The sequence below is a fragment of the Streptomyces sp. NPDC088554 genome, from assembly GCF_044752945.1.
Lineage (GTDB): Bacteria > Actinomycetota > Actinomycetes > Streptomycetales > Streptomycetaceae > Streptomyces.
On the sequence record NZ_JBIVMF010000004.1, the window covers coordinates 42208 to 66157 of the forward strand.

19 protein-coding genes and 2 pseudogenes are annotated in these 23950 nt (G+C 70.8%); 12 read left to right on the forward strand and 9 right to left on the reverse strand.

Going from position 1 to position 23950, the window contains the following annotated elements; translation table 11 throughout:
* The first annotated feature begins 447 nt into the window (after nt 1-447).
* On the forward strand, nt 448-2103 hold the full coding sequence (locus tag ACIP8W_RS05825) for an L-lactate permease (RefSeq protein WP_402202093.1): 1656 nt from the start codon (nt 448-450) through the stop codon (nt 2101-2103).
* 90 nt (nt 2104-2193) lie between these two features.
* Here ACIP8W_RS05825 and ACIP8W_RS05830 read toward each other — a convergent pair.
* Nucleotides 2194-2991: pseudogene (locus tag ACIP8W_RS05830) on the reverse strand (rhomboid-like protein); the annotation flags it as partial.
* Between the two features lie 163 nt (nt 2992-3154).
* On the opposite strand from ACIP8W_RS05830, the pseudogene ACIP8W_RS05835 reads away from it, so the two are divergent.
* The 5 genes and pseudogenes from ACIP8W_RS05835 to ACIP8W_RS05855 form a co-directional block, all read left to right on the forward strand.
* A pseudogene (locus tag ACIP8W_RS05835) lies at nt 3155-3451 on the forward strand (RNA polymerase sigma factor); the annotation flags it as partial.
* Nucleotides 3452-4089: 638 nt separating this feature from the next.
* The gene (locus ACIP8W_RS05840; RefSeq protein WP_402202095.1) at nt 4090-4812 is read left to right on the forward strand and encodes a spermidine synthase; all 723 of its coding nucleotides are present in this window, start codon (nt 4090-4092) and stop codon (nt 4810-4812) included.
* 104 nt (nt 4813-4916) lie between these two features.
* Complete coding sequence (locus ACIP8W_RS05845) at nt 4917-5654, forward strand: response regulator transcription factor (RefSeq protein WP_401946710.1); 738 nt, start codon at nt 4917-4919, stop codon at nt 5652-5654.
* A gap of 534 nt (nt 5655-6188) precedes the next feature.
* Entirely contained in the window at nt 6189-7250 is a 1062-nt protein-coding gene (locus tag ACIP8W_RS05850; RefSeq protein WP_401947416.1) for an ATP-binding protein, read from the forward strand.
* A gap of 327 nt (nt 7251-7577) precedes the next feature.
* Nucleotides 7578-11396, forward strand: coding sequence for a multifunctional oxoglutarate decarboxylase/oxoglutarate dehydrogenase thiamine pyrophosphate-binding subunit/dihydrolipoyllysine-residue succinyltransferase subunit (locus ACIP8W_RS05855; protein WP_401946713.1), 3819 nt, complete (start codon nt 7578-7580; stop codon nt 11394-11396).
* Between the two features lie 98 nt (nt 11397-11494).
* Here ACIP8W_RS05855 and ACIP8W_RS05860 read toward each other — a convergent pair whose 3' ends face one another.
* Both ACIP8W_RS05860 and ACIP8W_RS05865 read right to left on the reverse strand, forming a co-directional pair.
* Nucleotides 11495-12163, reverse strand: coding sequence for a lantibiotic dehydratase (locus ACIP8W_RS05860; protein WP_402202098.1), 669 nt, complete (start codon nt 12161-12163; stop codon nt 11495-11497).
* Nucleotides 12164-12261: 98 nt separating this feature from the next.
* A complete protein-coding gene (locus ACIP8W_RS05865; protein WP_401946718.1) occupies nt 12262-12420 on the reverse strand; it encodes an FxLD family lanthipeptide in 159 nt (52 codons plus the stop codon).
* A 125-nt stretch (nt 12421-12545) separates the two neighbouring features.
* On the opposite strand from ACIP8W_RS05865, the gene ACIP8W_RS05870 reads away from it, so the two are divergent.
* Nucleotides 12546-13934, forward strand: a complete 1389-nt coding sequence (locus ACIP8W_RS05870) for a tetratricopeptide repeat protein (protein WP_402202100.1) — start codon at nt 12546-12548, stop codon at nt 13932-13934.
* A 113-nt stretch (nt 13935-14047) separates the two neighbouring features.
* Here the strand turns inward: ACIP8W_RS05870 and ACIP8W_RS05875 are convergent, their stop codons facing one another.
* Both ACIP8W_RS05875 and ACIP8W_RS05880 read right to left on the reverse strand, forming a co-directional pair.
* Nucleotides 14048-14491, reverse strand: a complete 444-nt coding sequence (locus ACIP8W_RS05875) for an ATP-binding protein (RefSeq protein WP_402149407.1) — start codon at nt 14489-14491, stop codon at nt 14048-14050.
* On the reverse strand, nt 14488-14784 hold the full coding sequence (locus tag ACIP8W_RS05880; RefSeq protein ID WP_401946726.1) for a hypothetical protein: 297 nt from the start codon (nt 14782-14784) through the stop codon (nt 14488-14490). The genes ACIP8W_RS05875 and ACIP8W_RS05880 overlap by 4 nt, the downstream gene beginning before the upstream one ends.
* Nucleotides 14785-14986: 202 nt before the next feature.
* Here ACIP8W_RS05880 and ACIP8W_RS05885 point away from each other — a divergent pair, with 202 nt between their 5' ends.
* Together ACIP8W_RS05885 and ACIP8W_RS05890 are read left to right on the forward strand one after the other, a co-directional pair.
* Nucleotides 14987-15532, forward strand: coding sequence for a UTRA domain-containing protein (locus ACIP8W_RS05885; RefSeq protein ID WP_401946728.1), 546 nt, complete (start codon nt 14987-14989; stop codon nt 15530-15532).
* Nucleotides 15529-16308, forward strand: coding sequence for a GntR family transcriptional regulator (locus ACIP8W_RS05890; protein ID WP_402149405.1), 780 nt, complete (start codon nt 15529-15531; stop codon nt 16306-16308). Before ACIP8W_RS05885 ends, ACIP8W_RS05890 begins: the two co-directional genes overlap by 4 nt.
* Before the next feature lie 250 nt (nt 16309-16558).
* On the opposite strand, the gene ACIP8W_RS05895 is transcribed toward ACIP8W_RS05890, so the two are convergent.
* Nucleotides 16559-19459 carry an SAV_2336 N-terminal domain-related protein gene (locus ACIP8W_RS05895; RefSeq protein ID WP_402202103.1) on the reverse strand — a complete coding sequence of 967 codons (2901 nt, stop codon included), beginning with the start codon at nt 19457-19459 and terminating at the stop codon, nt 16559-16561.
* Between the two features lie 75 nt (nt 19460-19534).
* Between ACIP8W_RS05895 and ACIP8W_RS05900 the strand changes: the two genes are divergently transcribed.
* On the forward strand, nt 19535-19726 hold the full coding sequence (locus ACIP8W_RS05900) for a DUF6104 family protein (protein ID WP_402149401.1): 192 nt from the start codon (nt 19535-19537) through the stop codon (nt 19724-19726).
* A gap of 289 nt (nt 19727-20015) precedes the next feature.
* Here ACIP8W_RS05900 and ACIP8W_RS05905 read toward each other — a convergent pair whose 3' ends face one another.
* The gene (locus tag ACIP8W_RS05905) at nt 20016-20825 is read right to left on the reverse strand and encodes a hypothetical protein (protein ID WP_401946738.1); all 810 of its coding nucleotides are present in this window, start codon (nt 20823-20825) and stop codon (nt 20016-20018) included.
* Between the two features lie 178 nt (nt 20826-21003).
* On the opposite strand from ACIP8W_RS05905, the gene ACIP8W_RS05910 reads away from it, so the two are divergent.
* Together ACIP8W_RS05910 and ACIP8W_RS05915 are read left to right on the forward strand one after the other, a co-directional pair.
* Nucleotides 21004-21903 carry a DUF4097 family beta strand repeat-containing protein gene (locus ACIP8W_RS05910; protein ID WP_402149399.1) on the forward strand — a complete coding sequence of 300 codons (900 nt, stop codon included), beginning with the start codon at nt 21004-21006 and terminating at the stop codon, nt 21901-21903.
* A gap of 1 nt (nt 21904) precedes the next feature.
* Complete coding sequence (locus tag ACIP8W_RS05915) at nt 21905-22927, forward strand: helix-turn-helix transcriptional regulator (RefSeq protein ID WP_402149396.1); 1023 nt, start codon at nt 21905-21907, stop codon at nt 22925-22927.
* 63 nt (nt 22928-22990) lie between these two features.
* Here ACIP8W_RS05915 and ACIP8W_RS05920 read toward each other — a convergent pair whose 3' ends face one another.
* Both ACIP8W_RS05920 and ACIP8W_RS05925 read right to left on the reverse strand, forming a co-directional pair.
* On the reverse strand, nt 22991-23431 hold the full coding sequence (locus tag ACIP8W_RS05920) for a hypothetical protein (RefSeq protein ID WP_402149395.1): 441 nt from the start codon (nt 23429-23431) through the stop codon (nt 22991-22993).
* Between the two features lie 38 nt (nt 23432-23469).
* Complete coding sequence (locus tag ACIP8W_RS05925) at nt 23470-23592, reverse strand: hypothetical protein (RefSeq protein WP_401946748.1); 123 nt, start codon at nt 23590-23592, stop codon at nt 23470-23472.
* Between the last annotated feature and the right edge of the window lie 358 nt (nt 23593-23950).

The following is a 23950-nucleotide window of genomic DNA, read 5'->3' on the forward strand; positions in this document are numbered from 1 at the left end:
GTCCCGGAATCGAGCGGTTCGAGCGTGAGCGCGAGCCGGTCGGCGCAGGCCGAGCAGACCTGAGAGACGGGAAGACACTCGCAGCGGTAGCCCCGGCATGCCTCTGTTCAACACCACTTGGCAGATTCAGGGCATGAGTCCAATCGATTCGTTCATCGACCAGTCCAGCGGCAGATGACGATGCGACAACACACTTCACCGGACACCACTCTGGGGCTCATCACGGAGAAGGCACGGGCCTCGGCGGATGCCGGGCTCTCCCGCAGCGAAGGCAGACGCCCTTGATTGGCGTGTGTACCTGCCTTACAAGTTGACGAGTGTTTCCCGTGTCCCGTGTCCCGTGTCCCGCGTTCCACTCTCCGCGCTCCACGACACACGAACCTTTTCGCTCCACGGCACACGAACCTTTTCGCTCCACGCGCCCATGTCGCCGCCCCGGGAGGTTCCATGTACCGCCAGGTTCTCGACCCGCTGGCCGGATCGCTGCTCTGGTCCGCGCTCTGCGCGTCCTTACCCCTGCTGACCATGTTCGTACTGCTCGGTGTCTTCCGGGTCAGGGCGCAGATCGCCGCGGTCGCCGCGCTGGCCCTCGCGCTCGCGCTCGCCGTACTCGTCTGGGACATGCCGGTGTCGCAGGCGCTGTCCGGCGCCGCCGAGGGCGGTTTCTACGGGCTGTTCCCGGTCCTCTGGATCCTGGTGAACGCGCTGTGGATCTACCGGCTGACCGAGATCACCGGCTGGTTCGCGGTGCTGCGGCGGTCGTTCCGCAGCGTCTCCACCGACCAGCGGGTCCAGGGCATCCTGATCGCCTTCTGTTTCGGCGCGCTGATCGAGGCGCTGGCGGGCTTCGGCGCCCCGGTCGCCATCACCGCGGTCATGCTCGTCGCCGTGGGCATCGCCCCGCTCAAGGCGGCGACCGTGGCGCTGGTGGCCAACACCGCGCCGGTCGCCTTCGGCAGCATGGCGGTACCGCTGACCACCCTGGCCGGGGTGACCGGGCTGCCGCTCGACGAGCTGGGCGCGATGGCCGGCCGGCAGACCCCGCTGATCGCCGTCCTCATCCCGCTGGTCCTGGTGTTCCTGCTCGACGGGCGGCGGGGCGTCAGGGAGTCCTGGCCGGTCGCCGTGGTCGCGGGCCTGGCCTTCGGGCTCGCCCAGTTCGTCTCCGCGAACTACATCAGCGTCGAGGTGACCGACATCATCGCGGGCGTGGTCGCGCTGGCCGCCGTGCTCGGCTTCCTCCGGGTCTGGCAGCCCGTGCAGTCCGTCCAATCCGTGCAGCCCGTCCAGCCCGTCCAGCCCGTGCAGCCCGTCAGCGGGGACGAATCCGTACGGGAGGAGCCGCTCCCGGAGGAGCCCGCCGCGGGCGGTGCCCTGATGGCCTTCGCCCCGTACCTGATCATCGTGGCCCTCTTCGCACTCACCCAGTTCGGCCCGGTCAAGGAGTGGCTGGGGGTGCACGGCCTCGTGCGGTTCACCTGGCCCGGTCTGGACGTCGAGACCGCCACCGGGCAGCCCGCCGGAGCCATGACCTTCAAGCTGGAGCACCTCAAGGCTGCGGGCACCATCCTGCTGGTCGCGGGGCTGCTCACCACGGCGCTCTACCGGATCGGCCCCGGCCGCGCGGCGAAGGCGTACGGCGCGACGCTCCACCAACTGCGCTGGACCTTCGTCACCGTGACCTCGGTGCTCGCGCTGGCCTGGGTCATGAACCTGTCCGGCCAGACCGTCACCCTGGGCACCGCGCTGGCCCGGACCGGCACGGCGTTCGCGCTGTTCTCCCCGGTCGTGGGGTGGCTCGGCGTCGCCGTGACCGGCTCCGACACCTCGTCCAACTCACTCTTCGGCGTGCTCCAGGTGACCGCCGCGCACCGGACCGGCCTCGACCCGGTCCTCCTCGCCGCCGCCAACTCCACCGGCGGCGTCCTCGGCAAGATGCTCTCCCCGCAGAACCTCGCCGTCGCCGCCGCGTCGATCGGCATGGCGGGCAGCGAGAGCGTCATCTTCCGCAAGGTCCTCGGCTGGAGTCTGGGCATGCTCGCGGTGTTCGCGGTGCTCGTCTACCTCCAGTCCACCCCCGTCCTGGGCTGGATGACCGTCTGACCCGCTCCCCCACCCGAACTTCCCCCGCGTGTCCGCGCACCCTCGGAAGCGGCCGGCGCGCGTCGCGGTCCCCACGAAGGACCGCAGCCCCGGCCAGCACGCGACACCGATGAGCAGCGCCAGCGGATGGCCCCAGTCGGTGATCGGGTCCGCGAAGGCCAGCAGGTCCTGGAACAGCAGCAGCCCGACCACCCCGATCAGGGACCATCGGAACAGCGGTGCGAGCAGACCGGCCAGCGCCCCGATGCTCGCCATGAGCCCGAAGCTGATGCCGTAGTCCAGCCGGTACAGGGACGACTCGGGCAGATGCCCGACCGCCACGGCGACCCCGACCGGGATCTCGGTCAGCAGCGTCGCCAGCACATGCCCGAGCAGAAAGACCCCGGCCGCCCGCAAGCCACCGACGCGTCGCTCCAGCGCGGTCAGGACGAGGACGAACCCGATGGTGTACGGGGAGAGCAGACCGCCCGCGACCCACAACGCGCTGGCGACGAGCACGAGCATCGGGGTGCTGGAGAGGTGGTCCACGTCCGTGCTGGAGTCCCGCAGGAGCGCGGAGACGGTGGCGGGCTCGGCGTACTCGGCGAAGAGCGCGGTCCCGAGCAGGACGAAGCCGTACCAGAAGGTGAACGGGGTGCGGCGGGGGGAGGGGAGCAGTCGGACCGCGATCCGGATGCTCCGGGCGCTTCGGGAGAAGCGTCGTTTCTTGGGGGCGGGTACGTCGGTGGGGGTGGGGGCGAGCGCGGTCGTGACTACGTCCGCCTCCGGCTCGTACATGACCTCCGGCTCGTACGTGACCTCCGGTTCGTACGCGACCTCCGGCTCGCGCGGAGCTTGCGGCTCGTACGTCTGTGGTTTCTGGAGTCCGCGCGCGTCCAACCGATTCATCGCGTACGACTCCTTTCACCACCGGAGAATCCGCCACCCACATAACGCGACCCCGGATCACCGCGTCTATGACGTACAGCACACCTGTCAACCTTCACAGCTTTCCCTGTGAACCGCCGGGCCCCTTCCCGGCGATAGGGAGAGTGTGAGACTGCCGCGCCCCATGGGGGGACACCGGAAGGACGAGGCGCTGCTGCGTGCTGTCGCCCAGGGGGACACGGAGGCACTGGCCGAACTCTACGACCGGCACGCCGGTTGGCTGTTCGGCCGGTTGTCGCGGCGGTGCGGGGACCCGGAGACCGTCCGGGAAGTGCTCCAGGACACCTTTCTGACCGTCTGGCGTTCGGCCGCGACGCACCGCGGCGGGGAGGCGGGCGGCTGGCTGTGGGTGATCGCCGCGCGGCGGCTGGTCGACGCGCAGCGGGTACGGGCGCGGGCCGGGCGGGTGCTCTCGCGGCCGCCTACGCGGCGTCCCCGGCGCACCCGCCCGCTGGGGCGACGGCCCGAACGCCCCCGTCCAACGGAGCGAGGTGCAGTTACCCAACCAGGTCGACAGCTCCACCCGGGGGCAGTTGCCCGTCTCCCTCTTCTTATGTCTACTCGGCGGCCACCTGTCTTTCCTATCGCGGAGGAGTGCGACACCGCCGACGACGAAGCCCCGCGCCCGACCGCGCGCCTCCGAGATCCAAGAAGCCGTGCACCAGTGACTGGCTCCCAGCACCTACTTCACCCGGTACTGGTCCGACGACGCCAAGAGGTACGCCGAGCGGCTGGCGCGATGAACGATCAGCAGGGGTGCGTCTGTCTGACCCACCATCTGGCCGCCGACCGCTGCCGACCCGACGAGGTGCCCGCCCCATGAATCGAGGTACCCGCCCCACGAGCCCGAGTGCGCGTACGGCCCGTCGTCCCTCGCCTGGGTGACAGCCGTCGCCCTGTACGTGGGTGGCGCGGCCCTGTACGCGGGGCTCGGGGCCCGCGCCGAGGGGACCTAAGGGTGGGCGGGAGCCGTCCCGTAAGGGAAAAACCGGATTGTTTCCGCCCTCCCCCGACCACCAGGATGGCGGTGGCAGCAGCCGTCGAACGAGAGGCCCCGACATGTCCGCGCCCACGCTTCCCACCTGCCTCGGCGTCCCCGCCGCGTCCGACGCTCTCGCCGCGCCCGTCACGCTGGACCGGCGCGTCGGGCCGTACGGCGAAATCGTTCTGCGGCGGCGCGGGGAGTTACTGGAGATCATCGCCAACGGCTGCTTCCTGATGGACACCTCGGACGGCCGCTCGGAGCGGCTGCTGATCGACGCGGCCAGGGACCTGCTCCCGCCCGAGCGCGAGGCCCCGGCCGTGCTCGTCGGCGGGCTGGGGGTCGGTTTCTCGCTCGCGCACGCCGCCGCCGACCCCCGCTGGGGCCGGATCGTGGTCGTCGAGCGGGAGCGGGCCGTCATCGACTGGCACAGGTCAGGGCCGCTCGGCGGGGTCTCCGGGGCGGCGCTGAGCGATCCGCGCACTGTGATCCTGCACACCGACCTCGTGGAATACGTACGGACGACCACGGACCGTTACGACGCACTCTGTCTCGATATCGACAATGGCCCCGACTGGACCGTCACCGAGGACAACGGAAACCTCTACACGCCGAGCGGACTCGCCGCCTGCCGGGCGAGGTTGAATACCGGTGGTGTACTGGCCGTTTGGTCCGCGAACCCCTCCTCCGCCTTCGCCGATACGTTACGGAATGCCGGATTCGGCGACGTAAGGTCCGAAGAGGTGCGAGTTGCCCGGGGCGTACCCGATGTGGTCCATCTCGGGGTTCGCACTGCGTAGCCGGGACCCCTTCAGTGCATCTACGCTGCTCCCGACACACGGATCTACATCTACACATGCAGATCGCGGAACAAGGATCGCGGAACGCGTACCAGGGGCGGGCGATGGAGCAGACACAGACCAGCCACAGCGGAGTCGCCGCGACGCCCGGCGCCCAGCGCCGGGTCCTCGTGGTCGAGGACGACGCGACGATCGTCGACGCCATCGCCGCGCGGCTGCGGGCCGAGGGTTTTCTCGTGCAGACGGCACTGGACGGACCGGCGGCCGTGGACGCGGCCGAGGCGTGGCAGCCGGATGTGATGGTCCTCGATGTCATGCTGCCGGGCTTCGACGGCCTGGAGGTCTGCCGCCGCGTCCAGGCGCAGCGGCCGGTGCCGGTGCTGATGCTGACGGCGCGGGACGACGAGACCGACATGCTGGTGGGCCTCGGGGTCGGCGCCGACGACTACATGACCAAGCCGTTCTCGATGCGGGAGCTGACGGCGCGCGTGCATGTGCTGCTGCGCCGGGTGGAGCGGGCGGCGCTCGCCGCGGTGACACCGCGCAGCGGCATACTGCGCCTCGGCGAACTGGAGATCGACCACGCGCAGCGCCGGGTGCGGGTGCGGGGCGAGGATGTCCATCTCACGCCGACCGAGTTCGACCTGCTGGTCTGTCTGGCGAACACCCCGAGAGCGGTGCTCTCCAGGGAGCAGCTGCTCGCCGAGGTGTGGGACTGGGCGGATGCCTCGGGCACCCGTACGGTCGACAGCCACATCAAGGCACTGCGCCGGAAGATCGGCGCCGAGCGGATCCGCACCGTGCACGGTGTCGGGTACGCCCTGGAGACCCCGGCACCCTGATCCGGCCGGCTGATCCCGGCCGGGACACGGGTACGGAGGGGTACGAGCACGGAGGGCAGCGGTGTGGCGGGCAGGGACGCGGACATCAGAGGGGCGGAGCGGGACCAGGTCGACCCGACATGGCCCGAACCGAGAACGGACTCCGGACCAGAAGCGGGCGCCGGGGCCGGACCGGGCACCGGGTACGAGGCGGAGACCTGGGCCTGGGCCGGCAGCGAGGTCGGCGCCGTGCGGCCCCCGGCCCTGCCCGGCACCGTAAAGCCCAGAAGCGCGAGATACGACACAGTACGCGCCGGAACTGGGACCGGAGCCACTCCCGGCCCCGGCGCCGGAGCCACTCCCGGACCCGGTGCGGGGAGATCCTGCGCGACCGGCCCCGCGAAACCCAACGGCCCCGGGCCCGCACCCGAGACCGGGACGGAAACCGGACCCGGCACCAGTGCGGGCGCAGGCGCGGGCGCCGACCACGGCACCGTGGGGCGGCTCTGGGACGAGTTCCGGCGGGCGGCGCTCAGCCGGTCCGCCGGCGCCCGGCTGCGGCTCTCCATCAACGCCAAGCTCGGCACCCTGGTCGTCGTCTCCGTCTTCATCACCACCGGGCTGCTGCTGGTGGCCCTGCGCACCGAGACCGAACTGCGCTTCATCACCGTCTTCTCGGTGATCGCGACCCTGTTGATCACCCAGTTCGTGGGGCACGGGCTGACCGCGCCGCTGGACGAGATGAGCATCGTCGCCAAGAGCATCTCGCACGGCGACTACACGCGCCGGGTGGGCGGCGCGGGCCGCCGGGACGAGCTGGGCGACCTCGCCGCCACGATCAACCGCATGGCCGACGACCTGGAGGCCGAGAACCAGCACCGCAAGGCGCTGATCGCCAATGTCTCGCACGAGCTGCGCACGCCGATCGCCGCGCTGCGCGCCGTACTGGAGAACGTGGTCGACGGGGTGTCCGCCGCCGATCCGGAGATGATGCTGACGGCGCTGCGGCAGACGGAGCGCCTCGGCAGGCTGACGGAGACACTGCTCGATCTGTCGCGGCTGGACAACGGGGTCGTACCACTGCGGGCGCGCCGTTTCGAGGTGTGGCCGTATCTCTCGGGGGTCCTCAAGGAGGCCAGTCTCGCGGCCTCGCAGCGCCGGCCCAGCTCGGGGGTCTCGGGGTCGGTGAACCACACCCGTACCGATGTCCATCTGCATCTGGACGTGTGTCCGCCCGAGCTGACCGCGCACGCGGACGCGGAGCGGCTGCACCAGGTCGTGGCCAATCTGATCGACAACGCGGTCAAGCACAGCCCGCCGCACGGCCGGGTGACGGTACGGGCGCGGCGCGGCCCGCTGCCGGAGTCACTGGAGCTGGAGGTCCAGGACGAGGGGCCCGGCATTCCGGAGCAGGAGCGCCACAAGGTCTTCGAGCGGTTCAACCGGGGTGCCGCGCCGTCCCCGCACGGCCCCGGCAGCGACGGCGGTACGGGACTCGGCCTGGCCATCGCCCGCTGGGCCGTGGATCTGCACGGCGGGCGCATAGGCGTGGCCGAATCCGATCACGGATGCTTGATCAAGGTCACCCTTCCGGGCCCACCCCGACCTCGGGTTTGACGTAGAGTTCGAAGAGTTCAAACAGAGTTCAAAGCGACAACGCACGATCTTCAGCAGCATCTCCAGCACGAATGTCCAGCACGAATCTCCAGGTACGGAGTCGGGGACGGGCGGAGAGCAGGCCGGCGACCGGTCGTCGACGGGGCGCGACGCGTTCCCGGCGCAGCGGAACCCGGCATGTTTCCCGCCATTTCATACGCCGAAACCCGCTGTCCGATGTGACTTGCACGACGATGGCACGCCCGGTCTGCACGTGTCGGCCCGGTAGGCGTAGCCTTGATTCCCGCTGTCCATCACCTTGTGAAGCGGAAGAGGGCGGTTCACGCCGTGTCGTCTCAGTCCCCCAGTAACGCGAGCATCTCGACCGACGAAGACGGGCCGGGCAAGAACCCTGCCGCGGCCTTCGGCGCCAATGAATGGCTTGTCGACGAGATCTACCAGCAGTACCTTCAGGATCCGAATTCGGTCGACCGTGCCTGGTGGGACTTCTTCGCCGACTACAAGCCGGGCACGTCCGGTAAGGCGGGCAGGTCCGACGAGGTCCCGGCGGCGGTACCGGCTCCCCCGGCGCCCGCTCCGGTGAAGGCCACGGCCCCGGCCGCGGCGCCCGTCGCGGCCCCGGCCCCGGTGGCCCCCGTACAGGCGGCTCCAGTGGCCCCGGCGCCCGCGCCCGTCGCGGCTCCGGCCCCGGTGGCGGCGAAGCCCGCCGTAAAGCCCGCGGCCGCGCCGGTCGCCAAGCCCGCCGCGAGCGCCGGTGAGGCGACCGAGGCCCCGGCCGGACCGGAGTACGTGACGCTGCGCGGCCCGTCCGCCGCCGTCGCGAAGAACATGAGCGCCTCGCTGGAGGTGCCCACGGCGACCTCCGTGCGCGCGGTCCCGGTGAAGCTGCTCTTCGACAACCGCATCGTCATCAACAACCACCTGAAGCGCGCGCGTGGCGGCAAGATCTCCTTCACGCACCTCATCGGGTACGCGATGGTGCAGGCGATCAAGGCCATGCCGTCGATGAACCACTCCTTCGCGGAGAAGGACGGCAAGCCGACCCTCGTCAAGCCGGAGCACGTCAACTTCGGTCTCGCCATCGACCTGGTGAAGCCGAACGGCGACCGTCAGCTCGTCGTCGCCGGCATCAAGAAGGCCGAGACGCTCAACTTCTTCGAGTTCTGGCAGGCGTACGAGGACATCGTCCGCCGCGCCCGGGGCAACAAGCTGACGATGGACGACTTCACGGGCGTCACCGTCTCGCTGACCAACCCCGGCGGCCTCGGCACGGTCCACTCCGTACCGCGTCTGATGCCCGGACAGTCGGTCATCATGGGCGTCGGCTCGATGGACTACCCGGCGGAGTTCCAGGGCACGTCCCAGGACACGCTGAACAAGCTGGGCATCTCGAAGGTCATGACGCTGACCTCGACCTACGACCACCGGGTCATCCAGGGCGCCGCCTCCGGCGAGTTCCTGCGGATCGTCAGCCAGCTGCTGCTCGGCGAGGGCGACTTCTACGACGACATCTTCAAGTCGCTGCGCATTCCGTACGAGCCGGTCCGCTGGCTCAAGGACATCGACGCGTCGCACGACGAGGACGTCACCAAGCCCGCCCGGGTCTTCGAGCTGATCCACTCCTACCGGGTGCGCGGCCATGTCATGGCCGACACGGACCCGTTGGACTACCTCCAGCGCAAGCACCCCGACCTGGACATCACCGAGCACGGACTCACGCTGTGGGACCTGGAGCGGGAGTTCGCGGTCGGCGGCTTCGCGGGCAAGTCCATGATGAAGCTGCGCGACATCCTGGGCGTGCTGCGCGACTCGTACTGCCGTACGACCGGCATCGAGTTCATGCACATCCAGGACCCGAAGCAGCGCAAGTGGATCCAGGACCGCATCGAGCGCGGCGCGCACGCCAAGCCGGAGCGCGAGGAGCAGCTGCGGATCCTGCGCAGGCTGAACTCGGCCGAGGCGTTCGAGACGTTCCTCCAGACGAAGTACGTCGGCCAGAAGCGCTTCTCGCTGGAGGGCGGCGAGTCCGTCATCCCGCTGCTCGACGCGGTCATCGACTCGGCCGCCGAGTCGCGCCTCGACGAGGTCGTCATCGGCATGGCCCACCGCGGCCGGCTGAACGTGCTGGCGAACATCGTGGGCAAGTCGTACGCCCAGATCTTCCGCGAGTTCGAGGGCAACCTCGACCCGAAGTCGATGCACGGCTCCGGCGACGTGAAGTACCACCTGGGCGCCGAGGGCACCTTCACCGGTCTGGACGGCGAGCAGATCAAGGTCTCGCTGGCCGCCAACCCCTCGCACCTGGAGGCGGTCGACCCGGTCCTGGAGGGCATCGTCCGCGCCAAGCAGGACATCATCAACAAGGCCGGTACGGACTTCACGGTCCTGCCGCTCGCGCTCCACGGCGACGCGGCCTTCGCGGGCCAGGGCGTCGTCGCCGAGACGCTCAACATGTCGCAGCTGCGCGGCTACCGCACCGGCGGCACGGTCCACATCGTGATCAACAACCAGGTCGGCTTCACCGCCGCCCCGGAGGCGTCGCGCTCCTCCATGTACGCCACCGATGTGGCCCGCATGATCGAGGCGCCGATCATCCATGTGAACGGTGACGACCCGGAGGCCGTCGTCCGGGTCGGGCGGCTCGCCTTCGAGTTCCGCCAGACGTTCAACAAGGACGTCGTGATCGACCTCATCTGCTACCGCCGCCGCGGTCACAACGAGGGCGACAACCCGCAGTTCACCAACCCGCAGATGGTCCGCCTGATCGACAAGAAGCGCTCGGTGCGCAAGCTCTACACCGAGTCGCTGATCGGTCGCGGCGACATCACGCTGGAAGAGGCGGAGCAGGCGCTCCAGGACTTCCAGGGCCAGCTGGAGAAGGTCTTCGCGGAGGTCCGCGAGGCCACCTCGCACGCCGGTCCCGCGCATGTCCCGGACGCGCAGGCCGAGTTCCCGGTGGCGGTGACGACCGCGGTCTCCCAGGAGGTCATCAAGCGGATCGCCGAGTCGCAGGTCAACATCCCCGACACGGTCACCGTCCACCCCCGGCTGATGCCGCAGATGCTGCGGCGCGCGGCCTCGGTGGAGGACGGCACGATCGACTGGGGCATGGGCGAGACCCTCGCCATCGGCTCGCTGCTGATGGAGGGCACCCCGGTCCGGCTCTCCGGCCAGGACACCCGCCGCGGCACCTTCGGCCAGCGCCACGCGGTCCTGGTCGACCAGGGCACCGGCGAGGACTACACCCCGCTCCAGTACCTCACCGAGGAGCAGGCCCGCTACAACGTCTACGACTCGCTGCTCAGCGAGTACGCGGCGATGGGCTTCGAGTACGGCTACTCGCTGGCCAGGCCGGACGCGCTGGTCATGTGGGAGGCCCAGTTCGGTGACTTCGTCAACGGCGCGCAGTCGGTCGTCGACGAGTTCATCTCCTCGGCCGAGCAGAAGTGGGGCCAGACGTCCGGCGTCACCCTGCTGCTGCCGCACGGGTACGAGGGCCAGGGCCCGGACCACTCGTCCGCGCGCCCCGAGCGCTTCCTCCAGATGTGCGCGCAGAACAACATGACGGTCGCCATGCCGACCCTGCCGTCGAACTACTTCCACCTGCTGCGCTGGCAGGTCCACAACCCGCACCACAAGCCGCTGATCGTCTTCACCCCGAAGTCGATGCTGCGTCTGAAGGCCGCGGCGTCCAGCGCCGAGGAGTTCACCACCGGCGGTTTCCGCCCGGTGATCGGCGACGCGGGCGTGGACCCGAACGCGGTCCGCAAGGTCGTCTTCTGCTCCGGCAAGGTCTACTACGACCTGGACGCCGAACGCCAGAAGCGCGGCGTCACGGACACCGCGATCCTGCGCCTGGAGCGCCTGTACCCGCTGCCGGGCGCGGAACTCCAGGCCGAGATCGCCAAGTTCCCGAACGCCGAGAAGTATCTGTGGGCCCAGGAGGAGCCGGCCAACCAGGGCGCGTGGCCGTTCATCGCGCTCAACCTGATCGACCACCTGGACCTGGCGGTAGGCGCCGACGTCCCCCACGGCGAGCGCCTGCGCCGTATCTCCCGCCCGCACTCCTCCTCCCCGGCGGTGGGCTCCGCCAAGCGCCACCAGGCGGAGCAGCAGCAGCTGGTCAGCGAGGTCTTCGACGCCTGACCCGCACCCCCTTGTACGACCCGGAGGGCCCGGCCCGCGAAGCGATTCGCGGGCCGGGCCCTCCGGCGTACGGGCCGGACCAACGACTCAGCCCGTTGTCACCAGCTGATGGTCAGGCAGGTCCCGGGCCGGGTGGCGCGGATGGGCGACCGAGCCGTCTCCCGGACCGTCTGCACGACCGGGATCAGCCGCACCGACACCTCGCCCTGCGGGCGGTCGGCGCCGGAATGGGGAGCCCAGGACACGACCAGTCGCTCACCGCGTACGACAGCCAGGTCGTTCATGACGACCGGCAGTCGCGACAGCAACTCCGCGCAGCCTTCGAGGCGGCTGATCACGTCGGCGAGCCACACCGCGTCCGCCCGGGTCCGTAGGTACTGGCGATCCGTCCACCGTACCGATGTACGCGGCCCGAAGTGTGCCGTGCTCACACCGGCGAAGGTCCCGAACGGAGTGGCACGGCGACGCATCCGCACCAGGTAGCGGGCGAGGGCAAGTGCCATGCGCCGTATCTGTCCGGGGCGGGTCGGCCGCCCGGAGAGGACGGCATCGATCTGCTCGGCGAGCACCGGACTGGCGATCCAGACGGCCTCGGCCATCGGGCGGTTGGCCCATGTTCCGGCGAGCCATCCGCTCCACTGCCTGTCATCTGCCTTCTGGAACATGCCTGGCCAGGTCGGCAGAGGCAGGTTGCCCGGGTGCACGGTCGCTCGCAGCATCGGTGCTTCGGTCGGCCGGTAGTACGGAATTCGCGTCTCTGCCTTCATACTCACGCCTCCGAACGGCTGTCTTTCGTGGTGCGACACGGCGCCGAGGAGGGTGCCTGCGGCGGGGACTCCCACCGCAGGCACCCCCGGCGCTCAGGTCAGCAGTCGCCGTTCTTCTGGGTGTCGCAGCCGTCGTCGGTGCTGCTCAGCAATGCCGCCGCCACAGGACCGGCGGTGACGATCCTGATGTCCAGGTCGAGGTCGACCATGTCGGTGGCCGGGACGGCCGCCTTGGTCTCGATAGCAATGGCGTTCATCGCACATCCTTCTGCTCGTAGGGGTGTTGCTCAGGCAGGTGGTGCTGGTGGCCTGTACGCGACGTCGCTTGCACTAGGCAACCAAGCGACTACTCACAGCGCTACGCTTGTCGCGGCGTGAAGACATGAAGAGTCTTGAGACCCGCTGTGAGGGGATCGGAACAGTGAGGGCGCTGGAGTCGAATACGGCACTGGAGCGGCTGTATCGGGAGAGCGGGTGGACGATGCGTCAGCTCGCCCAGGAGGTCAACCGCATCGGAACCGAGCGAGGGACACCGCTCAAGTATCGAGATCCATCGGTTCATCAGTGGCTGAAGGGCCACATGCCCAAGGAGGCCGTACGGCCGCTCATCCTGGAAGCGTTTGCCCGGAAGCTGCACCGCCCGATCACGTTTACTGAGGCGGGGTTCCCCTCACCGCCCGATCAGTTGAAACAACCCGCCAGTATGGTGGACGGTCTGTTCGACCTTGGGAGGCAGGACATGGACCCGGCCCGCAGGAGCGTTCTTGGTGTGGGACTTTTCTCCGTGGCACTCACCATTCCGGGCTGGCCCGATGTCGTAGGCCGGATGGAGGCCGTCAAGACGGATCCGCAACGGCGTATCGGGGCGGCCGAAGTGCAGGCGGTGTCGGCCATGACCGATCGCCTGTCGGACCTCGATGACGATTTCGGTGGGCGCTACGCGCGTCCGATGGCTGCCGCCTTCTTGACCAATACGGTCGCCCCCTATTTGAGAGCGAGCGCGTCGAGCGAAACCCGGAAGTCGATGATGTCCACTGCCTCATTTCTCTGCTATCTGACGGGGTGGATGGCAGTGGACGAAGGCGCACATGGCCGAGCGCAAGAGTATTACGTGAAAGCATTGGAGCTCGCGGGTGCGAGTGGCGACCACCTGACCTATTGCCATGTTCTGCGCGGCATGTCGGTGCAGGCCGCGAACCTGGGGCACGGGACACCGGCCGTACGGTTTGCGAACGCCGCCGCCGAAGCATCCCCCGAGTCCAGTCCCCGCATGCGCGCCTTTCTTGCCGGGCAGCAAGCGCACTCGTACGCCCTGGCGGGCGAGCGGACGAACGCGCTGAACAGTCTGCGCGAGGCGGAACGCGCGGTGAATCAGGCTGAAAGCCGACTCGGGACGTTCGGCGGTTTCAGCTCGGCAACGCTGGCGTATGCCACATCAGAGGTCAGACATGCCCTCGGCGACGTGAAGGGAAGCGTTGAATCACTTCACGATCATTTTCGTCTGCGGGATTCCAGCGACAGCAAGAGGTCGGAAATTAAATTCGGTGCGATGCTGGCCGAAAGGCAGCTCGAAATTGGCCACCTCGAAGCGGCCTGTGTCACATGGGGGAAGGTGCTGGATGCGTACCCCGAGATCCATTCGAGCAAGGTTGACGGGCACGTAAGGAAAATCCCTTCCCTTCTCGCCCCGTTCCGCAGAAACGCGATGGCGCGTCACGTCTACGAACGCTCCCGGGAGATGCCTCCGAAGGCAAGGCAGGTGCCGGGATAGCCGCGCTGTCGGGCGATCCACTCGTGGAGGGAGCGCCGTCCTACGAGACGACAGCACCCCCACGGGCACCACCCGGCGAGGCGGCCCACTCCCGCAGCACGCGCATCAGCTGTTCAACGTTCATGCCGCCCACCACCGTCCGGGCCGGAGGCCGACAGCAGCGTGGCCCAGACGAGTTTCCCCACCCCGTGCCGCTCACCGACACCCCACCGGTCGGCCAGCGCCTCCACCAACACAAGCCCCCGCCCACCGCACCCCTCCGGATCGGCCCCCCGCCGCTGTGGTCGGTCCGACGACGCGTCATGCACCTCCAGCCGCAGGCCGCCCGGCACCATGAGAAACCGGGTCTCGATCTCCCGCCCCGGCGGCACATGGGCATGCCGTACAGCGTTGGTGACCAGTTCGGAAAGGACCAGCACCGCCGAGTCCTCCAGTGCGCTCAGCCCCCAGCCCGCCAGCGCCTTACCCAACTCCAGCCGCGCCAGCCCCACCGAGGCGGCATGCCGTTTCCACCGCAGCACCACAGCGTTGCCGTCCCGCTCCGGAACCCGGCTCACCGAGCCGCCCCAGCGATCCACAGCTCGCGCCGGCGCTGCCGACGGCGCCACTGCACGACGCGCTCGGAGCGCTCGAACTCGCTTCGGGCATAGAACAGCAGCAATGTGCCGTGCGTCCCGCCCACGGCAGTACGGCACCCATGAACGAAGACCACCACCGAGCGGAAACCGACCGGCCTGCGCGGGACTGCAGGTACCGGGTGCGGCGGAGTGGGCCGCGGGTGTCCCCGCTCCTCGGACGGAAATAAGCCACGCAACAGCGGCTCGAAGAGACGAACGATAAAGTCGCTCACTGTCCACGCTCCTTCAAAGCGTTGGCCGTACCCCGGGACGCATCACCGTCGCCGGGGTTTTCGTTGACCCTGGCTGTACGATCACGAGAACCGTACCGCTATTCACGAAAAGCAGCAAGACTGGTCGAGGCTGTGACAGCAAGTGACTCGCTTACCGTGTAAGCAGCAAGGCCGGAACAGCACCGGCAGACAGGAGGACGTCATGAGCGGCGACGCGTGGGTCAGTACCTCGATGCCGTATCTGACACCGTCGCGAGATGGCCAACCCGACGCATGGGCAGCCGAGTTGGCCGTACGGGGACGGCGGGGCGGCCAGCGGATCGTGCACGCGGGGGAGATCGGGGCACCGGCCGAGGTGGCGGAGGCTTTCGGGGTCGCCGAGGGGGAAGTGGTCGTTGTGCGGCGGCGGGTGATGTATCTGGAGGAGCGGCCCTGTGAGCTGACCGATACGTACTACCCCGTGTCCCTCGCGCGCGGCACGCCGCTCGCCGGGACCGCGAAGATCCCCGGTGGGGCCGTTGCCCTGCTCGCCGGGCTGGGGCATGCCGGGGTTCGCGTACGGGAGGATGTGACCGCCGCGATGCCCGGCGAGGCGGAGCGCGAGGCTCTGGACATGAGGCCGGGCGAGCCGGTGCTCCGGCTGACCCGTGTCACCTTCGACGGCACGGACCGGCCCGTTCAGGTGGACACCATGGCCATGCCCGCCGACCGTCAGCGGTTGCGCTACGAACTCGGGATCGGACGATGACCGTGGGCCCGGCCGAAGAGGAGACGTACGACCGGCGCTCCCTCCACGAGCGGATCGCCGCCGATCTGCGCGACGAGATCATGACTGGCGACCTCGCACCGGGTGGAGCGCTGCCGTCCACGGCACGGCTCAAGGAGCGGTTCGGCGCCTCGAACGCCACTATCCAGAAGGCGCTGCGGCTCCTCAAGGACGAGCGGCTGGTCATCGGCCGCGCGGGCGCCGCCGTGACCGTACGGGAGCACCGGCAGCGGACCGTCCGGCCCACGTCGTCCTTGGCGACGGCCGGTCCCGGGGAGCCGTACCCCTGGCTGGCCGAGGTCGCGGAGCACGGCGCGCGGGCCCGGAGCGAGCTGGTCGCCGTCGCCGAGACCGTGCCGCCCGCCGATGTCGCGGCGGCGCTGCGGCTGCCCGACAGCGGTACGGCGCTGCTCCGCCACCAGTTGCTCACCCTCGACGGCGAGCCGGTGGAACTGGTCCACTCCTACTACCCGCTGGATATCGCCCGGGGCACCGCCCTGATGGAGCACCGGAGGATCCTGGGCGGCACGCCCACGCTCCTGACGGCGCTGGGCCACCCGCCCCGTACCTGCGTGGACCGTGTCTCCGCGCGCGTACCCACCCGGGAGCAGTACGAGGCGCTGCGGCTGCCGGGCAGTCTGCCCGTGCTCCGGACACTGCGCGTGGTGTACGGCGACGGCGGGCGGCCGGTCGAGGCCACGGTGATGGCGAAGGCGGGCCATCTGTACGAGCTGCGCTACGAGTTCGCCCCGGAGTGAACCCGCCTCCGGACCAGCGGGGACAGAGCTTCCGCCGACGGCTCGGAGCCGTTCGGGGAGTTCGCCGACGCCGGCCGTGTGTGCGTATCGCGACAGCTCCGGTTCGAGGTCGCGGATCAGCGTCACGCACCTGGGGGCGTCGACGCGGCCGGCCAGGGCGAGGGCGCGGGCCTGGCGCGGGCGGCGGAGGGAGCGCGCGGCGGCGCGCCGGAGGCGGGCGAGCCGCTGGTGCGGGCGCCGGCGCTCCGGCTCAGCGCTCCAGCTCCGCGAGGCGGTCCGAGGTCAGCCGGGCCGTCCCGCCGCCGCCGTCCGGCAGCCTGCGCCATTCCGTACGGGCCGCCCGGTACGCCTCGCGCGCGGCCCGGGGGCGGCCCGCCTCCTCGTAGGCCGTACCCCGCCAGTGGTGGGCCGCGGCACGCAACTCGACGGCTTCCAGGAACTGTCGCGGATTCTCCGGCTCCGTCTCGGCGGTCCTGGCGGCCTCCGCCGCGTCCCGGAACGCCCCCGCCGCGTCGTCCAGCCGGGCCGGGCGGTGCAGCAGCCGGTGGGCGTCGAGGTGCGAGCGGCCCAGCTCCAGCCAGCAGCGGGCGGCGGTCAGCGGGTCGCGCGCCTCCTGGGCCGCGAGCCAGAAGAGGTGTTCGGCCTCGCGCAGGTCGCCCCGGTCCTCGGTGACGCGGTGGCGCAGCATCAGCGCCTTGCCGAGCATCAGCAGCCGTTCGGCCTGCCGGGCGGTGCCGGCCACCGTTTCCGTACGGCAGTCGCGCAGCACGCGCACCGCCGCGCCGGTGGAGTCGGCGCCGTCGGAGAGCTGGGCGCGGGTGAGGAGGGTGGCGCCCCACTCGGCGAGCAGGTCGGCGTGGGCCCGGGAGTCGCGCACGGTGCCCCGGGTGGCGAGGGCGAAGTACTCGGCGGCCTCGTCGAGGTCGGCCGGGCGCGGGGCGTCGCCCGCGCGTTCGTACCGGGCGACGCGGATACGGCCCGCGCGGATCCGGAGCGAGGCGAGAAGCCGTTCGTCGTGGACCGTCGCCAGCGACTGCTCGACCAGGGTCCACGCCTCGTCCAGTCCCTCGCCGGACAGCAGCAGCGCGTCCACCAGGTCCAGCAGGATGCGGGCCCGGCCGGAGACGGTGTGGCCGCCGGGCGCGAGCGCCTCGCGCAGCGAGCGGGCCGCCTGTCCCGCGTACAGCTGGGCCTGTTCGGTGTCGCCGGTCGCGCCGGAGAGGCGCAGCAGCGTACGGCCGTGGGCGAGCGGCAGCCCGGGCGGGCGGTGCTCCTGGTCGGGCCGGGCGTCGGCGAACTCCTCCAGCATGCCGATCGCCCCCTGGAGCAGCGCGGTGTCCCCGCCGAGCCGCCACTGCGCCTCCAGGGCGCGCACCCGCTCCAGGGTGAGCCGCAGGGCCTCGGCGGGGTCGAGGCCGGGCGCGGCACAGGCGACGGTGTACGCGCGGTCGGCGCGGCGCAGCAGCTCCAGGGCGCCGCGTTTGTCGCCCCTGCGGCGGTCGGCGGCGGCGACGTGCAGGACGCGGGCGAGGACGGCCTGTTCGCGGACGGCCCGGGGGTGCGCGGCGGCCCGCTCGGCCGCGCGTTCGGCCTCGCTGAGCAGCTCGCCGCCGCCCTGGACCTCCCAGAGCCGCAGCAGGCAGCGGGCGAACTCGGCCCACAGCCGGGGGTCGAAGGCGGCCGGTTCCTCGCGCTCGGTGGCGCCGCGCAGCAGTTGTACGGCGTCGATCAGGTCCTGGACCATGCCGTCGGACTCGAACTGGGCCAGCAGCTCGCGGGCGCTCTCCACGGCGGCGTTGAGCGGCGGGGCGGCGGCGGGCACGAACTGTTCCGGCAGCGGCACGAAGCGTTCCAGCACGCGTGCGGCGACCTCCGCGAAGGGGTGCGGGACGCGCCGGTCCTCGGCCTCCTCGCCCTCGTCGTCGCCGGGCGGCTCGTCCTCGTCGAGCGTGCCGCGCGGGAAGGGCGGGGTGTGCCGGGCGTCGCCGAGCCGGGCGAGCGCCAGGGCGGGGAAGTTGGGGCCGCCCCTGCCGAATCTCTGCTCTATGTACGCGGAGCAGTGTTTCAGTACGAGGACGGCCTCCTCGCGGCCGAGCGGTCCGAGCAGCGCTTCCTGGACGCCGTCCGCGAACTCGTACCACGGCTCGTCGTCGGCGCCGCCCTCCTTGCTGCGTATGAGAAGCCCGCTGAGCAGTACTTCGGCGAGTTCGGAGGGGCCCGAGTCGGGCAGCATCGCCCGCTGGACGAGCTGCATGACGGGCAGGTGGAGCGGGGCGGCGGCGAGGTAGACGGCGAGCTGTCCGGCGACCGGTGAGGCCGCCGAGCGGAAGCGGCTGACCAGCTGGAACGAGGAGAGCCGGTCCCCGGCCCCGGCGGCGGGCGTCGGCTGCTGGTCGGCGCGCACCCAGGCGACCGCGCCGGAGATGCGTCCCGCGCCGGTCCCCGACAGCAGCCGCGCCCAGGCGCCGAGCGCGCCCGCGACGGGCGGCAGGACGGGGACGGCGAGCGTCCCGGGCCGCTGCGCGGCGGAGGCGGTGGCCGCGTCGCCGCCGACCTTGAGCACGGCGCCGGCGGGTCCCTCGCCCCGGGACAGGACACCGTAGGTGACGGGGAGTCTGGTGCGGTTCCACATCCGCTGCGGCAGCGGCTGGAGTACGGCGGTGGGCGCCTGGCGGCCGAGCTGGTGCAGCAGCCGGTGGGCGTGCCCGCTGTGCCAGAGCGGTCCCGCGCAGTCGCTGACGACGACGGTGACCCGCCGTCCGGTCGGGTCGCTCAGCCGGTCGGCGGAGCTGAGCGGCGCGGCGGCCGGATCGGGGCTGCGGCTGACGGCGGGCGCGCCATCGGGTCCTTGGTGCAGATAGCGCACCCGGACATCGCGGAAGACACCCAACTGGCCCAAGATCTGCTGGAGTTCGGCGAACAGCCGCTCCCACACCCGCATCGACGACGACGCGTCCATGACGAACTGGAGGAGCGCGTCCGCCCGCGACACCCCACGGAACACCGGAATGATCAGCCCGCCGGCTCGGGCGCTCAGCTCAACGGTCGCCACCTCGTCAAGGGTACGGCGCAACGGGGGCGCGGCCGGACGGTACCGCTGGAGTGGCCGCAGCGCGCGCCGGAGTTCGAGCGGCGCGGTCAGCGCGGGCACCGTGGGGGGCACCCGGGGTGAGCCCGCCCCCCTCTGCCCGCCGTACCACCCCCACCAGGCATTAGGCTGAACGGCATGTACTTCACGGACCGAGGGATCGAGGAACTGGAGAAGCGGCGCGGCCAGGAGGAGGTCACTCTTGAGTGGCTGGCCGAGCAGCTGCGTACGTTCGTCGATCTCAACCCCGACTTCGAGGTTCCGGTAGAGCGCCTGGCGACATGGCTGGCGAGGCTGGACGACGACGAGGACGAGGACGAGGACGACTGACACTTCGGTCCTGGGGCGTTTCGCTCCTGAGCCGTTTCGGTTCCGGAGCGTTTCAGCCCTGGGGGGCTTCAGTGCTGGAGGCTTCAGCGCCGGAGGCTTCAGTGCCGGGGGGCTTCAGTGCCGGGGGGCTTCAGTGCCGGGGGGCTTCAGTGCCGGGGGGCTTCAGTGCTGGAGGGCTTCAGTGCCGGGGGGCTTCAGTGCTGGAGGGCTTCAGTGCCGGGGGGCTTCAGTGCCGGGGGGCTTCAGTGCTGGAGGGCTTCAGTGCCGGGGGGCTTCAGCGCTGGAGGCTTCAGTCCCAAGGCGTACGCAACCGGTCGTACGCCAGCGCCAGCGCCCCCTGGACCATCAGCAGCCCGCCCGCGAAGGCCCAGCCCGCGCTGCGCCGACGGGCCGCCCAGAGGGTGAGCGGGATACCGGCCGTGAGCTGGGCGGCGCCGAGGAGCCGGGCCCGGGGGCCGCGCAGCCAGGGGCCGAAGGGGCCGTCCTCGACCACGTCCAGCTCGGCGCGTAGAGCGTCGCGCCGGCCCGCCCACTCGACGCTCTCGGCGTCCGGCTGGACACGGACCACTTCGCGCAGCCGGTCGGCGGGTTCGCCGGGGGTGAGCCCGGCCGGGAGGACGAGGCCGGTCCTGGCCAGGAACGCCGTCAGGGCGAGCAGCCGGGCCCCGGAGTCGGCCTCGGGGTCGGGGCGGGAGAGCGGCTCCAGCGCCTGGAGGTCGAGCACGGGGTCGAGGCCGAGCCGCGCCGCGAACGTACGCATCGCCTCGTCCTCACCGACCGGGGTGCCGTCCGCGAGCCAGACGTAGCCGACGGTACGGCGGAAACCGGCGGCCAGCGTGTATCCGGCCCGGTCGCCGTCCCACCAGAGCGCGAGGACCGGCCAGCTCGCGCCGACGGCGAGCGCGGCGGCCCAGCCGGTGACCACGCGCTCGACCGGGTCGGCACCGTCCAGCCAGGGCTTGCCCTCGGGGACCAGGACGCTCCACTCGCCGCCCGCCGGGGCGAGCAGCAGCCGTTCACGGAGCAGATGGGCGGCGGGCCGTACGGCCGCCGGTTCGGCCCGGCAGAGCAGCAGCGCACCCACGGATGTCGCGGTCATGACCTCCACGCTAGGGCAATTTGCCCGCATATGAGCACTTGGACCCCGAGGGGGACGGCAAGGCCCTTGACTTTCCGTAACCGAGATATATCGTGTTGTCCGGGAGACGCGATATGTTGCGTCATGCCGGTCGGTTCCCAGTCCCAGCCCCAGCCCAGTTCCCCAGGAGGTCAGCATCATGGCGGAGTCGACGTGGGAGGTCGCCGAACCCGAGAAGCTCACCTTCGACGCCCCGGTGACCGCGCTCCATGTGCGCCTGGTCAACGGCACGGTGAACGTGGTCGGGACGGAGCGGAAGGACGCCCGGCTCGAAGTCTCCGGGCTCGAAGGACCGCCGCTGAAGGTGACACTGGACGGCTCCACGCTCACCGTGGCCTACGAGGATCTGCCGTGGAGCGGCATCCTCACATGGCTCGGCGGCAAGAGCCGGGTCGCGCGCTGGAGCGAGGAATGGCGCCGCAGCGCGGTCGTCTCCCTCTCCGTCCCGGCGGACACCTCCATCGAGGTGGGCACGCTCGGTGCCGGGACCGTGATCTCCGGGGTCCGGGGGCATACGGACATCAGGGGCCTCACCGGCGACACCACCTTCGTGGGGCTGTCCGGCGAGGCCCACGCCGAGACCCTGTCCGGGAGCCTGGAGGCCCAGGCGGTCACCGGCGCCCTCCGGTTCCACTCCCTCTCCGGTGACCTCACGGTCATCGAGGGGGCGGGTTCGTCCGTACAGGCGGACTCGGTCAGCGGTGACATGGTCATCGACCTCGACCCCGGCGAGCGGCCCACGGACATCAGACTGACGACGGTCTCCGGCGAGGTCGCGATCCGGCTGCCGCATCCGGCGGACGCTCGGGTGGAGGCGAACACCGCGAGCGGCTCGGTCTCCAACGCGTTCGACGATCTGCGGGTGACCGGCCACTGGGGCGCGAAGAAGATCACCGGCAGACTGGGCGCGGGCACGGGCATCCTCAGGGCGACGACCGTATCCGGATCGATAGCCCTGCTCCGCAGACCACCGGCCCAGGACGCACCGTACGACACCGACACCGCACAGGCTTCCCCGGCCGACACGAAGGAGCTCTGACATGCCCCCGGTCTTCGCCCACGGCCGACTCCGCCTCTATCTGCTCAAGCTCCTGGACGAGGCCCCCCGCCATGGTTACGAGGTGATCAGACTCCTGGAGGAGCGCTTCCAGGGGCTGTACGCGCCTTCCGCGGGCACGGTCTACCCGAGGCTCGCCAAGCTGGAGGCCGAGGGCCTGGTCACCCATGCCACCGAAGGCGGCCGCAAGGTCTACTCCATCACCGACGCGGGCCGCGCCGAGCTGGCCGGACGCACCGGGGAGCTGGCCGACCTGGAGATGGAGATCCGCGAGTCGGTCTCGGAGCTGGCGGCCGAGATCCGCGACGACGTACGGGGCGCGGCGGGCCAGCTGCGCAGCGAGATGCGCGCGGCGGCCTCCCGGACCCGTAAGGACGGCGGTCCGCCGAAGCCGGAGTGGGACAGCGTCTTCGCCGACAGCGAGTCCTGGCGCGTGGCCAAGGAGGAGCTGAAACGCGCGAAGCAGGAGTGGAAGGAGCAGGCCCGCAGGGCGAAGGACGAGTCGCGCCGGGCCCGTGAGGACGCCCAGAAGGCCCGCCGCCAGGCGAAGGAGGCGCAGGAGACGGCCCGCGAGGAGATGCAGCGCATCGCCCAGCAGGTCCAGGACCAGGTCCAGACCCACTTCGCCCGGGGCGACTGGCCCACAGCCGTCCGGGACGGCCTCTCCGAACTCGCGGTCCAACTGGGCGGCCTGACAGCCACCTCCTGGCCCCACCCCAAGCCAACCCCCACCCCGGAGCCCCCGGAAGCCCCCTCGGCTCCCCCGACTCCCCCGACTCCCCCGACTCCCCCCGAGGACCGATACACAGACCTCCCCACCACCGGCGACCCGACCAGAGACCTGGACCGACTGCTCGACCGCTTCCGCGACGACATCCGTGACACCGCCCGGGACAACGGCGTCACGGAAGCCCAACTGGCCGAGGCCAGACACCACTTGTCCACAACGGCAACGCACCTGGACGCACTGCTGCGCCCTTCGGGAGACCGCCCGGCAGACGTGTAGGTGCCACCGGCCGACCCGCCGGGGATGCCGTCGTCCGGCGGGCCCGGCCGGGTTCCGTCCCGGTCACCCCGTCGTCAGCGCCGACGCCCGTCGCATCAGCACCGGATCGGCCAGTACGAAACGGCCGGTGCACAGCCGATCGTGCCCGTACATGGTCCGCCCCAGCTCGATGGTCCCGGCACACTCCAACGACCAGACAGCCGAGCCGAGTTCAAGACCCCCGGGCTTGGGAACGCTCCGCCCGCTCCACCCCACACAGATCAGCCAGCAGGCTTCGGCGAACCCGCCACCACCGGTGGATCCGTACAGCCGGGTGGGCTGATGTCGCGCGGCGATCCCGAGCAGCCCCGGATCCGGGACACCGGGCGGGGACACGTATCCGATGACGGCGGTGTCCCCGAAGGCGCCGGTGGTGGCGTAGGCGAGTACGACGTACTGGTCGGGCCAGGTGTGCAACAACGGCACCACGGTCACCCGCCCGGTGCCGGTGATGGTTCGTGCCACGTTCTCTCCCTCTGAGCGTGCCGGGCGGGTCACTCGGTTCAGCCGCCGTTGTCCCCGCAGCCGGAGGAGGGGTTGGAGCCTCCGCCGTCGCCGTCCTCGATATCGGTGTTGTCCGGGTCGCTCTGGACAACCGCCGAGCGGTACGGGTGGATGTCGGCCATGTGCCTTTCCCTTCTTCTTCGAGGGGTTGGTGCACGGACCCGCTCCGGTCGTTGTCCTGCCAGGGAATGGACGACCGGAGCGGGCGAGGCTTCGGTGACCGCGCTACGCCGGCTCTCCGCCACGCACGGCCGGGGCCAGCGCGGGCCGCGCGGGCGCCGCGCACGGGGAGGGCGGCCCGCCGGGGGCGGCGTCATCCGCGTCGGGCCCGGTCATGCCACAGCAGGGTGACGCCGTGGCGTTCGCAGTAGGCGCCGGTCCCGTCCTCGTAGGGGAAGTCGTGACTTCCCCTGGCGCAGATCATCGGGCCGCCTCACCGATATGACGGAGTAACTCGAAGGTGTCCATGCCCAGGACCGT

Coding starts and splice junctions, on each gene's coding strand:
- ACIP8W_RS05825 (WP_402202093.1), top strand. CDS start 448: ATGTACCGCCAGGTTCTCGACCCGCTGGCCGGATCGCTGCTCTGGTCC.
- ACIP8W_RS05840 (WP_402202095.1), top strand. CDS start 4,090: ATGTCCGCGCCCACGCTTCCCACCTGCCTCGGCGTCCCCGCCGCGTCC.
- ACIP8W_RS05845 (WP_401946710.1), top strand. CDS start 4,917: ATGGAGCAGACACAGACCAGCCACAGCGGAGTCGCCGCGACGCCCGGC.
- ACIP8W_RS05860 (WP_402202098.1), bottom strand. CDS start 12,163: ATGAAGGCAGAGACGCGAATTCCGTACTACCGGCCGACCGAAGCACCG.
- ACIP8W_RS05865 (WP_401946718.1), bottom strand. CDS start 12,420: ATGAACGCCATTGCTATCGAGACCAAGGCGGCCGTCCCGGCCACCGAC.
- ACIP8W_RS05870 (WP_402202100.1), top strand. CDS start 12,546: ATGAAGAGTCTTGAGACCCGCTGTGAGGGGATCGGAACAGTGAGGGCG.
- ACIP8W_RS05885 (WP_401946728.1), top strand. CDS start 14,987: ATGAGCGGCGACGCGTGGGTCAGTACCTCGATGCCGTATCTGACACCG.
- ACIP8W_RS05890 (WP_402149405.1), top strand. CDS start 15,529: ATGACCGTGGGCCCGGCCGAAGAGGAGACGTACGACCGGCGCTCCCTC.
- ACIP8W_RS05900 (WP_402149401.1), top strand. CDS start 19,535: ATGTACTTCACGGACCGAGGGATCGAGGAACTGGAGAAGCGGCGCGGC.
- ACIP8W_RS05905 (WP_401946738.1), bottom strand. CDS start 20,825: ATGACCGCGACATCCGTGGGTGCGCTGCTGCTCTGCCGGGCCGAACCG.
- ACIP8W_RS05910 (WP_402149399.1), top strand. CDS start 21,004: ATGGCGGAGTCGACGTGGGAGGTCGCCGAACCCGAGAAGCTCACCTTC.
- ACIP8W_RS05915 (WP_402149396.1), top strand. CDS start 21,905: ATGCCCCCGGTCTTCGCCCACGGCCGACTCCGCCTCTATCTGCTCAAG.
- ACIP8W_RS05925 (WP_401946748.1), bottom strand. CDS start 23,592: ATGGCCGACATCCACCCGTACCGCTCGGCGGTTGTCCAGAGCGACCCG.